Source organism: Yoonia sp. BS5-3 (genome assembly GCF_038069655.2).
Classification (GTDB): Bacteria; Pseudomonadota; Alphaproteobacteria; order Rhodobacterales; family Rhodobacteraceae; genus Yoonia; species Yoonia phaeophyticola.
Genome location: NZ_CP150951.2, coordinates 820,498 through 833,326 on the forward strand (window position 1 = coordinate 820,498; position 12,829 = coordinate 833,326).

Genomic DNA, 12,829 nt, shown 5'->3' on the forward strand with positions numbered 1-12,829 from the left:
ACAGGTTTATGACCTGCGCTCTCTCCACAAGGTGAAAAGCCCTGCGGCAACCACAACGGCAGCCCCGATTGCCACATTCGGCCGCAGCGTTTCACCCATGATAAAGAGGCCAATCGCGCTGGCAAACACCAGTTGCAGATAGGCGAAGGGTTGCACTGCGCTCGCCTCGGCCACCTCGTAGGTTTTGATCAAGAGCCAATGCCCACCCGCCCCGGTCAGGCAAAGGATGCTCATCCACATCCAGCCGTCCGATGTCATCGGCTCCCAATACCAGATGCCTGCGATGCTCATTACCACTGCGCCTGATGTGCCCGTCCAAAAGAAGGACGTCGCCGCGCTGTCCTGACGCGCCGCATAGCGGGTCAGAAGCCCGTAAAGTGCGAACATCAAGGCCGACAAAAGCGGCACCGCAGCTTCGGGCGCAAAGACCGTGTATCCTGGCTGCAAGATCACCAGCACCCCAATGAAACCCACCCCAATCGCCGCCCAGCGCCGCCAACCGACCTGTTCACCCAATACCGGCCCCGACAGCGCCGCGATAAGCAAGGGATAACAGGCAAAGATCGCATGGCTTTCTACCAGCCCCAAAAGAACAAAAGCGGCCACCATCACGCAAATCTCAAGCGACAACAGCACCCCCCGAAAGATCTGTAATGCCGGTTGATTTGTTGCGGCAGCCGCCCGGATTGACCCTTCTTTGCGCGCCGCCACAGCGATCACGAACGCCGCAAAGAACCAATAACGGATCATCACGATCATCATGACGTTATACTGCCCGGCCAAATGCCGCGATATGCCGTCTTGCACGGCAAAGACGAAGGTCGTCAGGATCATCAACATGACCCCAAGTCGAGGGTTATTTTGCATTCCGCAGCCTCGCCATGCTCATATGCCGTTTGCGCCCGAAACCGGGCACGCGCATTACGTCAAAACCCGCATTTTCGAGGCTCTTCCTGACATGCCCTGCCGCGCTATAGGTCGCAGCGGTTCCGTTTGGGCGGGTATGTTGCGCGACCGCCTGCAAAAGCGATGGTTCCCATAATTGCGGGTTCTTGGCTGGCGAAAACCCGTCAAGATACCATGCATCCGCCATCCCATCCCATGTCGGAACTGTCTGTCGTGCATCCCCCACAATCACATGTAGCTTTGGCCCGTCCGTCAATTGCACAGGCCTGGCACCGGGCGTCCATTCCTGCAGCAATTGCCCGGCATAATCTGCAAGAGCAGGAAAATGCGCGAGCGCTTGCTGCATGTCGTCGCACGCCATGGGATAGGCTTCGAAGGATGTAAATTGCAGCCTGCCCCGCCGACCGTTTGCCGCCCAAGCCGCCCAGGTCACCAACAGATTGAGCCCGGTTCCAAAACCCAATTCGGCAATTGCGATATCATCATCAAACCGGGCCGGTAGATTGTTCCCCGCCAAAAACACATGCTCGGTTTCGGCCAATCCATTATCGAGCGAATAATACGGATCATCGAAAGCGCTTGCGATCGGCACCCCGTCCCGCCAATCGAGTTTTGCTGTCTGGTCTGTCATGCCCGCCCGCCTTACAATTGCGCCCATCTTTGGGCGGAAGGACGCAGAATGGCAACGGCTGATGTGACAGTGATGGGGGCAGGTATCTTTGGACTATCGGTCGCTTATGCCTGCGCCCGTCGCGGCGCCTGTGTTCGGGTCATCGACCCCAACGGTGTCGCTGCCGGATCAAGCGGCGGGATCGTCGGTGCATTGGCCCCCCATGTCCCGGAGAATTGGAATGAAAAGAAAGCCTTTCAGTTTGATAGCCTGATCAGTGCCACTGATTTTTGGCGCGATATCGCGACATTGACCAATGCGGATGTCGGCTATGCCCGGACAGGCCGTCTACAGCCTTTGGCTGATGACCGGGCTGTGCAATTGGCCCGCGCCCGGGCCGAAAGCGCCGCTGCTTTGTGGCAATCCCATGCCATGTGGGAGGTCATTCCGGTGCCTGACACCGCTTGGGTTCCCCCTTCGCCAACCGGGTTGGTGATCCGCGACACGCTGTCGGCCCTGATCCATCCAAGGCTGGCAACACATGCCTTGGCCAAGGCCGTAAGCGCGTTGGGCGGCGAGGTTTGCGCGGATGGCCCGCATGAAGGCGCAGTAGTTTGGGCCACCGGCTGGCCCGGTGTGCAGGAGGTTGGTGGAACGGGTGTGAAGGGCCAAGCCGTCTTGCTAGATTACCATGCCGCAGGGCAGCCCCAGCTTTTTGCCGATAGTCTTCATATTATTCCCCACCGGAATGGCACTGTTGCGATTGGATCAACCTCTGAACGGGAATTTGATGATCCGGCCAAAACTGACACGGCTTTGGATGATGTGCTGGTGCGTGCAATCAAGGCCTGCCCGATGCTCGCCGATGCGCCGGTGATCGAACGGTGGGCCGGGGTGCGTCCCCGCTCAAAAAGCCGCGCGCCAATCTTGGGGCTACATCCCACAAGGCCCGGTCAGTTCATTGCCAATGGCGGCTTCAAAATCGGTTTTGGCATGGCTCCGAAAGTGGGGCATGTCATGGCTGATCTGATATTGGATGGTCAGGACGCTATCCCGATGGGTTTTCGGGCGTAGCTTTCAATCGGAGTTATCATTACGCAGTTTGGCCGCGGATTTACGGTAAAGCGTTTTGTTCAAAGTCACAAATTGACTGATCAACCGGTTGAAAATACCGCCATTCTGACCCGTCAAATAAAGATAGCCGGCAAATGAACCAAGCGTGGCGCCGACCCCGTTGATCATGATGTCATGCATCGTGTCGACTAAACCGGATTTCTGCATATTCAGCCCGAACCAGCTGTCCATCAAAAATTCAAAGACCTCCCAGACTGGGCCGACGGTCATGCCCACGCAGAAGGCGATAAAGGCCAAGGCAAAAGGCGGTGCGGCGTAGCGATCACCATCGAAGAGCATGAAGATAAACAAAAATCCGATCAGCCCAAAGCTTATGGATGACGCCCCGTGCAAGGCGATGTCCCACCACCAGACCCTTTCATAAAAATCAAAGGCTTCGCCCATGAAAACACTGGCGAAAATGAAGACTGTTGTCGCTACAAGGAAGGGCACCGGAAGCGTGACATGAAGCCGTGATGCTAGGATCGCCGGAGTGATCGCAAGTGTGAAAGTGGCGAAGGCCACAAAGCTGAGCTCCCATAATCCAAAGACCAGCGCCGTCAGCGAAGTGCCCAGAAGAAGCCCCCACAGGGATATCACAATCCAGCTCTGTCCAAAGACCCGCACCATGCCTGCCCCCTTTTGCGATATGCCTGACATACCTATATCTGACGCATGACTGCTTTAGATAAAGGGTTTCGGATCGCCAGTTACAACATCCGAAAGGCCAAAGGGTTGGATCGCAAACGTGATCAATTGCGGATTTTGCAGGTGATCAATGGGTTGGATGCGGATGTCATCGCCCTGCAAGAGGCCGATCACCGTTTGGGGCAGCGGCCATCTGCGCTTTGCCCGTCGCTGATCGCTGCAGAAACCGATTTCGCCGTTGTACCCGCGGCCCGTAATGAGGTGAGTTTGGGCTGGCATGGCAATGCAGTCTTGATCCGCAACGACCTGCATCATGGTTCCATCACACATATCGCGCTGCCGGGGCTCGAGCCCCGCGGCGCCTTGCGTGTCGAACTGGGCGGTATCAGCCTGATCGCGACCCATTTGGGCCTGATGCGCCGCCACCGTATCCATCAATTACGCGCGATTGCCAAACAATTGACGGGTGCAAAGCGCAGTATTGTCGCTGGTGATTTTAATGAGTGGTCACCCAAGAAGGGGTTGGATGCATTGCAGGGCTTCGAAATCCATGCCCCCGGCCACAGCTTTCATGCCGCCCGCCCAATTGCAGCGCTGGACCGGATCGCGGTATCGGACGGGTTGACCGTGACAGCCGCAGGCGTGGTCAAGGACGGCCCCGCCAAACGTGCATCAGATCATTTACCCATCTGGGCCGATATCGCGCCCGCATGAAAATTCTAGAATTTTCATCTGGCTGGCGTTGCGTGTTTGCGCGATGGTTTTGTTGAAGGGAAAACGCAATGCCACAGGTTTCTGCTTTGGATCATTTGGTACTGACCGTCGCCGATATGGATCGCAGCATTGCGTTTTACGTTGATATCTTGGGAATGACGGTTGAGCAGTTCCACCCGGCCGACGGCTCAATCCGCTGGGCGCTGAAATTTGGTGCCCAAAAGATCAATTTGCACCCAGCAAAGACCCCGTTTCAGCCGCATGCCATGCGCCCCGCCCCGGGTTCCGCCGATTTGTGTTTTCTGTCAGACGAACCGCTCGCGGCATGGGCCGCACATTTTGAGGCCCGTGAAGTGACAATCGAAGAAGGTCCGATCAAAAGAACAGGCGCGACCGGCCCGATCCTGTCCCTTTATCTGCGCGACCCGGATGGTAATTTGGTCGAGATTTCAACCCCCATCACCGATCAAGACGCATGTGCCGATTGACGTCCTTATAGAGTAGATAGCGGAACGGTTGTGGTCCGCCTGCATAGCAAGCCTGCGGGCAAAAAGCGCGCAGCCACATAAAATCGCCTGCTTCGACCTCAACCCAATCCTGGTTCAGCCGATAGACCCCTTTGCCTTGAAGCACGTAAAGCCCGTGTTCCATCACATGAGTTTCGGCAAAGGGAATTGTTGCCCCCGGCTGCAGCGTCACGATATTCACATGCATGTCGTGGCGCATATCGGCCGGGTCTACGAAACGCGCGGTGGTCCAGGCCCCGTTGGTATCGGGCATTGGCACAACATCCGCCTGACCTTCGTCTGAGACGAAAGCGATCGGGCTGTCGATCCCATCGATGGCCTCATAGGCTTTGCGGATCCAATGGAAACTTGTGCTATGATCGCTCTTGTTTTGCACCGTCCAATCGCATGCCGGTGGCAGATAAGCATAGCTGCCTGCCCGCATTTTATGGCTTTGCCCATCGATAATCAGATCAAACCCGCCATCCACCACAAAAAGCACCCCTTGGGCCCGTGGGTCCGTTTCGGGTTTTGTGCTGCCACCGCCGGGTGCGACCTCAACAATGTATTGGCTAAAGGTCTCTGCGAAGCCTGACAGCGGCCGCGCCAGCACCCAGGCGCGTGTTTTGTCCCAAAATGGCAGCTGGCTGGTGACGATATCTGTCATCGTCCCTTTTGGGATCACCGCATAGGCATCTGTGAAAACAGCCCGCCCCGTCAGCAATTCTGTCTGTGATGGTAGCCCGCCTTGGGGCTTGTAGTATGAACGGATGGTCATCGCGCAGTCCTTTACCCGCCACTAAACGCCATTCCCTGCCTCAGTGACAGCGCTATGCCGTGATAGGTTCTTTCGGCTTTGTTTGAAAGTTCAGCGCGTCTGGGCCGGACCCGCTAACGGGGCGAGTGTAATCCCGGCCTCGCTCAGGTGGTCCCGAATGCCCCGCGCCATTGCCACCGCCCCGGGTGTATCCCCGTGCAGGCAGATCGTATCGATCTGGCAGGGGATGTACTTGCCAGACTCGGCAATGATCGCCCCTGCCTTTAGCATGTCCAGGATACGCGGCGCAGCAACCTTAGCGTCATGAAGCACCGCGCCGGGCAGGCTGCGATCCACCAATGTTGCATCGTTATTATAGGCACGGTCCGAAAAAATCTCACCAGCCCAGTGACAGCCCAGCGCGCGCGCCGCTTCTTCCTGGGCAGTTGCAGCCAGCACCATGATGATAATGTCCGGGTCGATATCGAGCGCAGCCTGATAGCAGGTCTTTGCCAGTTGATGATCAACCGAGGCCATATTCGCCAGCGCCCCATGCAATTTCAGATGTCTGACCTGCCCCCCGGCGCGTCTTGCCATCGCTTGCGCCGCCCCAAGCTGATAGGCGACCGCATTGGCGATCTCGTCCTGCCCAAGTGGCAATTGCCGCCTGCCAAATCCTTTGAGGTCTGCGAACCCCGGATGCGCGCCGATCCCAACCTCATTTTGGGCCGCCATACGCATGGTTTGCGCCATCACATCCGGATCACCCGCGTGAAAACCACAAGCCACATTGGCTGAGGTCACGATATCCAAAAGCGCCCCATCATCTCCCATGCTCCATGGCCCAAAACCTTCGCCCATATCCGCGTTCAGATCGACGTTACGTATCATTCAGGGCCTTTCGAGATCATCGCCAGAGGTCACACCGCTGATCAGTTGATAGCTGAGCAGGTCGCCGATGTCATGCGGGTCGCGGATCATTGGCACACAGTTTGATCGAAGCTGCGCCAGCAAAACATGGTCTGATTGGGCAGTCACATCGGCCTCTTCCACGCTGAGGAACGTGAATTGTAGCGCCGCCCCCGGCCCCGCCTGCGCGATTGTAGGCAGATCAGCCGGGATCACGCTGCCAATCCTGGGATAGCCACCGATTGTTTGGCACTCTGCCAACAGAACATAGGGTATCCCATCGCCGGTCATCTGGATATCCCCCGGCACGATCAGGTCTGAAACGATGCTCAGCCCCCCTGAGATAGGAAAACCATTCCCATCGTAATCCAGCCGGATACCCTGCCGATTGCCCCGCGCGCTGCGGGTGAAGTCCGTTTGTGTGAAATCGGCCAGCGTATCAGTTGCGAAGAACCCGGTTTGGGGGCCGGGCATCACCCGGATCTGGCCGCCACCAAACCTGTCTTGCGGTGTCAATTTGCATGGCGGGCTCAGCAGATCGGGGTCTGTTGCAAAAGGCAGCCGGTCGCCGCTTTCCAACCGCTTGCCGATCCCGGCGGTCAGATGCGTCGCCCGGCTTTGCAGGATTGGCGGCGTTGTGATCCCCCCCGCCAAAGCAAGATAGCCATAAACCCCTGATTTAGCCCCGCCGATGGTGAGCTTTTCCCCCGGTCGCAAAATCTGGGTTTTGTAGGGCGTCAGCCGCACACCATCGATATCGGCCTGCATCTGCGCGCCCGTTAGGGTAAACCGCGTCGGAGCATCGCAGCTAAAACTGCCCCCAAACCCCATCATTTCGATCACCGCCTGATCGGGCGCGCCGCCTAAAATTGCGCTGGCCTCAAAAAGTGCAAGCCGGTCAGCCGCACCCCCGGTCGAGAGCCCCTGTGCCTTCCAGCCCGGCCGCCCCAAGTCCTGTACCGTCAGCCCCGGCCCTGCGCTATGGATGTTCAGAAACGGCATCAGCGCAGCACCTCGCATCGCGCACCGCCATTTGTGCTGGAATCCGCTTTGATCGCCTGAAACGCGCTATCTGAAACGGGCGTAAATTGCACTGCATCGCCGGGCTCAAAGGCGAATGGGGTCCCGGTTTCCGGCAAATAGACACGAAAGGCGGTTTGCCCGATATGCCGCCACCCTGTTGGCGCATCCGCGCCCCAGATAATCAATTGCCGCACCGCACAAATCAAAGCGCCACGCGGCAAGTGATCTGTTAAGTTGCTTTGCCTGGGAATGTCCCAATGATCCGGCAACATTCCAAGATAAGGCTGCCCCGGCGCAAAGCCGATGGCAATAACGCGTGTGATTTGGCCGGTTATCTCGGCAATAGCCCGATCCCGGCTGATCCCGGCCAATGTGGCCGCTTCGGCCAATTGCGGTGCGTAATCGGGCCCAAACGCAGCAGGGATGCGCCAAATCCGTCGCGGGCCGTCCGTTGATGCCCCAGCCGAACCCAATTGGCCCCTGATCGCCTGCATCACAGCTGCCCGGGTCGTTTGCGCGGGATCAAAGCCTATACGGACCGAGGTGAGCGATGATGCAACCTCGGTCACACCGTCGATCTGTACGTTTTGCATCTGATCTTTAAACGCCAGCGCCTGCGCATTGGCCGCTTCACTAAGGACCTGCGCAAAACGCACCAGGATCCCATCGATCCCCAGCGGCAACAGTTCAGGATCTGTTGGCATTGTCAGTTCCTAAGGTGTTTCGTCCGCCGTTTGCATGGGACCATTCTGGCGTACCCAATCACTAAACCCATCTTTGAGATGCACGCAGGCAAAGCCCATATCGTTCAGCGTCGCAACTGTCAGCGCCGACCGCCAACCGATTGCACAATGAAAAATGAAGGTCCGGTCTTCGCCAAAAATCTCTTTGTAATAGTCGCCATCAGGGTCAATCCAAAACTCGGCCAGGCCGCGAGGGCAATGGAAACTGCCGGGGATGAACCCACTGCGCTGCCGCTCCCGGATGTCGCGTATATCCACGAAGGTCACATTCGGATCGTCCAGCATCGCGATGGCATCCTGCGTATCGACTTCTTCGATCCGGGCGCGCGCCCTTTGCACCAACTCAGCAGAAGAGATTTTCAGCTTTGACAAGGCTTTGTCCTTTTATTTGGCGTAATGGTATCCAAGGTTTTGCAACAATTGAAGGCACTGTTTTAATACCTTCTTATCCCATGTCCCGGAAGAGCGGTCGGTACAAACTTGCCAAATTTACCCTAGGTCATCTGGTATCTTGCCCACGGCACCCTTAACTATTCCGTGATTACGCAAGTCCAGTCGCGCATTTTCGACGTCTTTTTGAGGGAACATTTTCATGGGCCAAAATACGGAGTCAGCACAGCCTGAGCGCTTGACCTTTCAAAGCGACAAAGGTGCGAACCGCTCAAAATGGGTGGCCATTTTGCTTGCCATTATGTTGGTCGTCTGGATGGGCAGCGGGTTTGTTATTCCTTCCGAGGCTTCAGAAGAGGTTGTCGAAGAAACTGCCCCGCGCGCAATCACTGTGGCCGTTTTGCCTTCGGTTGCTGAAGAGGTACAGTTGGTCCTGACCGCCGAAGGCCAGTCTATCCCGGATCGTGCCACATCGATTAGCGCCAAGGCCGCCGGTCAAGTCGAAACCGTGCTGGTATCCCGTGGCGATCTGGTTGTCGCGGGCCAAGAGCTTGGCCGTATCGACGCCGAAACCGCCGAGGCCCAGCTGACCCAAGCGCAGGCACAATTGGATCAGGCCGCACGTGATCTGGATAATGCGCTGGCCCTGCAACAACGCGGCGTAGCCACCGAAGATCGTGTAACGCAGGCCCGCGCGACCAAAGCCGCTGCCGAGGCATCGGTCACGGCCGCCCAGGAACAACGCGACAATACCATCATCCGCGCCCCGTTCGCGGGCCGTTTGAATGAGCTGACCTTGGACGAGGGCGAATTTGTTGCAAATGGCGATGTCGTTGCCGAAGTGCTTGATAACGATCCGCTGACCGTGGTCATTCAGGTGCCTCAGATCGCATTGTCCCGTCTGGAAAAAGGCCAAGCAGCCGAGGTCCAATTCATCACCGGTGAAACCCGTACCGGGACGGTGGGCTTTATTGGAAGCAACGCCGATCAACAGACCCGAACGTTCCGGGTTGAGATTCAGGTAGATAACCCCGAAAGCGTCATGCCCGCGGGCCTAAGCGCGCGCGTTGCCATTCCGACCGGTCAGGCCCGCGGCCATTTTATATCCCCCGCTATCCTGTCCCTAAGCGTGAATGGCGAATTGGGCGTAAAGACGGTTGATGAAAGCAACGTCGTCCAATTCCAAGAGGTCGCAATTGTGCGCGCCCAAACCGATGGAATTTGGGTTACCGGACTGCCTGAGAGCGCCGATATCATCACGGTCGGCCAAGGCTTTGTGAATGCCGGCGATGTCGTTGACCCCCGCGCAGAAACCGCATTGCAGGCGACAGAGGTATCACAATGAATGCCCTGATCGACGCCGCCTTCAATCGCAGCAAGGTTGCGCAGCTGATCCTGGCATTTTTGCTGATCGTCGGTTCATTTGCCTATATCGGCATCCCCAAAGAGAGTAACCCGGAAATCCCAATTCCTGTGGTCTATGTCTCAACCTCGGTTGACGGTATTTCGCCCGAGGATTCAGAAGACGTGCTGGTCGGCCCGATGGAGGCTGAATTTGCCTCGCTCACCGGGTTGAAATCCATGACCGCAACGGCGGGCGAAGGTTATGCCAGTGTGCAGCTAGAGTTTGAGCCCGGTTTTGATGCCGATGCCGCGCTTGATAATGTGCGCGAGGCGGCGGACAAGGCGGAGAATGAACTGCCCCAAGATGCTGATCTGACCGTGACTGAGATCAACACAGCCCTGTTCCCCATCCTTACTGTTATCCTGTCCGGCCCCGTTCCCGAACGCACCCTCAATACCCTGGCCGAAGACCTGCGTGACGATATCGAATCCCTTGGCGGCGTCCTTGAAGTTGACGTGGGGGGCAAACGCTCAGAACTTCTGGAAGTGCTCATCGATCCGACAGTTTTCGAGACGTATAACATCTCATTTGATGAGCTGATCGGATCGATCACCCGCAACAACCAATTGATCGCGGCTGGCGCGATTGAGAACGAAGCTGGCCGTCTGGTTTTGAAAGTTCCCGGATTGATCGAGAACCTCGAAGACGTGATGGAACTGCCCATCCTGGTTCGTGATCAGACGGTTGTGACCTTTGCCGATGTCGCCACCATACGGCGCACATTTGAAGACCCCACAGGCTTTGCCCGGATCGACGGGCAGCCCGCCCTCGCGCTGGAGATCAAGAAACGTGTCGGCGCCAATATCATCGAGACCGTCGCCGAAGTGCGTGAAGTGATTGAAAACGCGCAAGCTGATTGGCCTGAAAGCGTGCAGATCCGCTTTACCTTGGATGAAAGCGAACAGGTCAAATCCATGCTATCCGATCTTGAGGCCAATGTGATCGCCGCGATCATCCTGGTGATGATCGTGGTGGTCTATGCGCTTGGTTTACGGTCTTCTTTGCTGGTGGGTTTGGCTATTCCCGGCGCGTTCCTAACTGGTGTGGCGGGCCTTTATTTCATGGGCTTTACGATGAATATCGTGGTGCTGTTTTCGTTGATCCTAGTTGTTGGGATGCTGGTGGACGGCGCGATTGTGACCGTTGAGCTGGCCGACCGCTATCTGCATGAAGGCCATAGCCCGAAGGAGGCTTATGCCAGCGCCGCCAAGCGGATGGCTTGGCCAATCATCGCATCTACAGCCACGACGCTTTGCGTCTTTTTCCCACTGCTCTTTTGGAAGGACGTGGTGGGCCAATTTATGAAGTTCCTGCCCATCACCGTGATTTTCACCTTAGGCGCTTCACTGTTCATGGCCCTTGTGTTTATCCCCGTCATGGGCGGCCTGATCGGCAAAAGGCGTGGACAGACGGCGCGGGCCAAGGCCCAGCTATATGCCGCAGAACACGGCGATCCGCGCAAAGCAACCGGCTTCACCGGCGGGTATGTCAGGCTGCTCGAATGGTCGATCTTGCGCCCATGGACGACGCTGTCTTTTGCCCTGATCGCGCTTGTGACCTCTTTCATGGCTTACGGCATTTTTGGCAATGGCCTGACCTTCTTTCCCGAGGTTGAACCCGATTACGCGCAGGTTGAAGTCCGCGCAAAGGATAATTTTTCGGTCTACGAACAAGATGCGCTGGTGCGTCAGGTCGAGGCGAAACTCGCCAATTATGACGAGATTGCAAGCGTCTATGCGCGCTCGGGCAGTTCGAATGAAAGTGGCGATGTTATCGGATCTTTGCAGCTTGAGCTGGCTGAGTGGAACACGCGTCGCACAGTTTCGTTGATCGCCGATGATATCCGGGCCGATATGTCCGAAATTCCTGGCATTGAGGTCCAGGTACAGACCGATTCAGGCGGCCCAGGGGGCGGCAAGCCGATCAATCTTGAGGTTTTGGGGCGGGTCCAGTCCGAACAGGAAGCTGCCGTACAAACCATTATCGCGGCGATGGAACGTATGGGCGGGTTCATTGATGTCGTTGAAACGCGCCCCAATCCGGGCGTTGAATGGCAGATTACGGTTGACCGGTCTGAGGCAGCGCGTAGCGGTGCGGATGTCGCGCTTTTGGGGCAAGCTGTACAATTGCTGACGCGTGGCATCACGGTCGCCGATTATCGCCCCGATGATACCAATGACGAAGTTGATATCGTCGTGCGTTTCCCCGCTGTTGACCGGACATTGGCCGAACTTGAGGCGTTGCGTGTGCCAACCAATGCCGGTTTGGTGCCAATTTCAAACTTTGTATCGTTCAACCCTGCCCCTCGCAGCGGGATTATCACCCGGATTGATCAGGCCCGGGTCATTACAATTTCGGCGGACGTAGCGGCAGGCGTTTTACCGAATGACCAGACCGTCGCATTGCAAGAGGTGATCACGACCCTTGATCTGCCCGCGAGTGTGGATGTGGAATTCGGCGGCGAGGCCGAAGAGCAGGAAGACGCGATGATCTTTCTGATGGGCGCGTTTTTATCCGCCATCGGGCTGATGTTCCTGATCCTGCTGACGCAGTTCAACAGCTATTGGCAGGCCTTTGTCGTGATGTCTGCGATCGTCTTTTCTGTCGCAGGTGTTTTGCTTGGCCTGATGATTACAGGCCGTCCTTTTGGGGTTGTGATGGGCGGCATCGGCGTGATCGCGTTGGCCGGTATTGTCGTGAACAACAACATTGTTCTGATCGATACTTTCAATCAATTGAAAGCGACGGGTATGTCATCTCTGGAGGCCGCACTGCGCACGGGCGCGCAGCGTTTGCGCCCTGTTGTGCTGACCTCGGTTACAACCGCATTGGGTTTGATGCCGATGGTGATCGGGTTGAATATTAACTTTTTCACCCGCGAAATTATCTATGGCGCACCTTCAACGCAGTGGTGGACCGAACTATCAAGCGCGATTGCAGGCGGTCTGGTCTTTGCGACGATCCTGACCTTGTTGGTGACGCCTGCCATGCTGATGTTGGGCGAAAGACGGGCCAAGCGTTTCAAAACAGGCCCTGCTTTGGCCCCCGCTGAATAAAAAGAGGCGCAGCCCGTTACCAGACTGCGCCTTATCGCCGTGAGTGGCG

General features: G+C 56.9%; 13 protein-coding genes. 5 read left to right on the forward strand and 8 right to left on the reverse strand.

Annotated elements, in window-relative coordinates; all coding sequences use genetic code 11:
- Positions 1-6: 6 nt before the first annotated feature.
- The gene (locus AABB29_RS04250; RefSeq protein WP_341368130.1) at positions 7-867 is read right to left on the reverse strand and encodes a DMT family transporter; all 861 of its coding nucleotides are present in this window, start codon (positions 865-867) and stop codon (positions 7-9) included.
- Positions 857-1,537 carry a tRNA (5-methylaminomethyl-2-thiouridine)(34)-methyltransferase MnmD gene (gene mnmD, locus AABB29_RS04255; protein WP_341368129.1) on the reverse strand — a complete coding sequence of 227 codons (681 nt, stop codon included), beginning with the start codon at positions 1,535-1,537 and terminating at the stop codon, positions 857-859. Before mnmD ends, AABB29_RS04250 begins: the two co-directional genes overlap by 11 nt.
- Positions 1,538-1,585: 48 nt before the next feature.
- Between mnmD and AABB29_RS04260 the strand changes: the two genes are divergently transcribed.
- Positions 1,586-2,590, forward strand: a complete 1,005-nt coding sequence (locus AABB29_RS04260; protein ID WP_341368128.1) for an FAD-binding oxidoreductase — start codon at positions 1,586-1,588, stop codon at positions 2,588-2,590.
- 3 nt (positions 2,591-2,593) lie between these two features.
- On the opposite strand, the gene AABB29_RS04265 is transcribed toward AABB29_RS04260, so the two are convergent.
- The gene (locus tag AABB29_RS04265) at positions 2,594-3,259 is read right to left on the reverse strand and encodes a hypothetical protein (RefSeq protein ID WP_341368127.1); all 666 of its coding nucleotides are present in this window, start codon (positions 3,257-3,259) and stop codon (positions 2,594-2,596) included.
- 45 nt (positions 3,260-3,304) lie between these two features.
- Between AABB29_RS04265 and AABB29_RS04270 the strand changes: the two genes are divergently transcribed.
- Together AABB29_RS04270 and AABB29_RS04275 are read left to right on the forward strand one after the other, a co-directional pair.
- Positions 3,305-3,991, forward strand: coding sequence for an endonuclease/exonuclease/phosphatase family protein (locus AABB29_RS04270; RefSeq protein WP_341368126.1), 687 nt, complete (start codon positions 3,305-3,307; stop codon positions 3,989-3,991).
- Between the two features lie 68 nt (positions 3,992-4,059).
- On the forward strand, positions 4,060-4,479 hold the full coding sequence (locus AABB29_RS04275; RefSeq protein WP_341368125.1) for a VOC family protein: 420 nt from the start codon (positions 4,060-4,062) through the stop codon (positions 4,477-4,479).
- Here the strand turns inward: AABB29_RS04275 and AABB29_RS04280 are convergent.
- From AABB29_RS04280 to AABB29_RS04300, 5 genes are all read right to left on the reverse strand, one after another.
- Positions 4,451-5,275 (reverse strand): bifunctional allantoicase/(S)-ureidoglycine aminohydrolase, encoded by an 825-nt coding sequence (locus AABB29_RS04280; RefSeq protein WP_341368124.1) that lies wholly within the window; start codon positions 5,273-5,275, stop codon positions 4,451-4,453. The genes AABB29_RS04275 and AABB29_RS04280 overlap by 29 nt on opposite strands.
- A gap of 90 nt (positions 5,276-5,365) precedes the next feature.
- Positions 5,366-6,145: a 5-oxoprolinase subunit PxpA gene (locus AABB29_RS04285; RefSeq protein WP_341368123.1), complete on the reverse strand. Its 780-nt coding sequence runs from the start codon at positions 6,143-6,145 to the stop codon at positions 5,366-5,368.
- Entirely contained in the window at positions 6,146-7,165 is a 1,020-nt protein-coding gene (locus AABB29_RS04290; protein ID WP_373636791.1) for a biotin-dependent carboxyltransferase family protein, read from the reverse strand. It lies immediately after the preceding gene.
- On the reverse strand, positions 7,165-7,890 hold the full coding sequence (locus AABB29_RS04295) for a carboxyltransferase domain-containing protein (protein WP_341368121.1): 726 nt from the start codon (positions 7,888-7,890) through the stop codon (positions 7,165-7,167). The genes AABB29_RS04290 and AABB29_RS04295 overlap by 1 nt, the downstream gene beginning before the upstream one ends.
- A gap of 9 nt (positions 7,891-7,899) precedes the next feature.
- Positions 7,900-8,301, reverse strand: a complete 402-nt coding sequence (locus AABB29_RS04300) for a rhodanese-like domain-containing protein (RefSeq protein ID WP_341368120.1) — start codon at positions 8,299-8,301, stop codon at positions 7,900-7,902.
- A 220-nt stretch (positions 8,302-8,521) separates the two neighbouring features.
- On the opposite strand from AABB29_RS04300, the gene AABB29_RS04305 reads away from it, so the two are divergent.
- Both AABB29_RS04305 and AABB29_RS04310 read left to right on the forward strand, forming a co-directional pair.
- Positions 8,522-9,664, forward strand: a complete 1,143-nt coding sequence (locus AABB29_RS04305) for an efflux RND transporter periplasmic adaptor subunit (RefSeq protein WP_341368119.1) — start codon at positions 8,522-8,524, stop codon at positions 9,662-9,664.
- Positions 9,661-12,780 (forward strand): efflux RND transporter permease subunit, encoded by a 3,120-nt coding sequence (locus AABB29_RS04310; protein WP_341368118.1) that lies wholly within the window; start codon positions 9,661-9,663, stop codon positions 12,778-12,780. Before AABB29_RS04305 ends, AABB29_RS04310 begins: the two co-directional genes overlap by 4 nt.
- Positions 12,781-12,829 lie beyond the last annotated feature (49 nt).

Bases quoted from the DNA above. Each gene is read 5' to 3' on its own strand.
- mnmD (WP_341368129.1), bottom strand. From the start codon at position 1,537: ATGACAGACCAGACAGCAAAACTCGATTGGCGGGACGGGGTGCCGATC.
- AABB29_RS04265 (WP_341368127.1), bottom strand. From the start codon at position 3,259: ATGGTGCGGGTCTTTGGACAGAGCTGGATTGTGATATCCCTGTGGGGG.
- AABB29_RS04275 (WP_341368125.1), top strand. From the start codon at position 4,060: ATGCCACAGGTTTCTGCTTTGGATCATTTGGTACTGACCGTCGCCGAT.
- AABB29_RS04260 (WP_341368128.1), top strand. From the start codon at position 1,586: ATGGCAACGGCTGATGTGACAGTGATGGGGGCAGGTATCTTTGGACTA.
- AABB29_RS04285 (WP_341368123.1), bottom strand. From the start codon at position 6,145: ATGATACGTAACGTCGATCTGAACGCGGATATGGGCGAAGGTTTTGGG.
- AABB29_RS04290 (WP_373636791.1), bottom strand. From the start codon at position 7,165: ATGCCGTTTCTGAACATCCATAGCGCAGGGCCGGGGCTGACGGTACAG.
- AABB29_RS04295 (WP_341368121.1), bottom strand. From the start codon at position 7,890: ATGCCAACAGATCCTGAACTGTTGCCGCTGGGGATCGATGGGATCCTG.
- AABB29_RS04270 (WP_341368126.1), top strand. From the start codon at position 3,305: ATGACTGCTTTAGATAAAGGGTTTCGGATCGCCAGTTACAACATCCGA.
- AABB29_RS04305 (WP_341368119.1), top strand. From the start codon at position 8,522: ATGGGCCAAAATACGGAGTCAGCACAGCCTGAGCGCTTGACCTTTCAA.
- AABB29_RS04250 (WP_341368130.1), bottom strand. From the start codon at position 867: ATGCAAAATAACCCTCGACTTGGGGTCATGTTGATGATCCTGACGACC.
- AABB29_RS04280 (WP_341368124.1), bottom strand. From the start codon at position 5,275: ATGACCATCCGTTCATACTACAAGCCCCAAGGCGGGCTACCATCACAG.
- AABB29_RS04310 (WP_341368118.1), top strand. From the start codon at position 9,661: ATGAATGCCCTGATCGACGCCGCCTTCAATCGCAGCAAGGTTGCGCAG.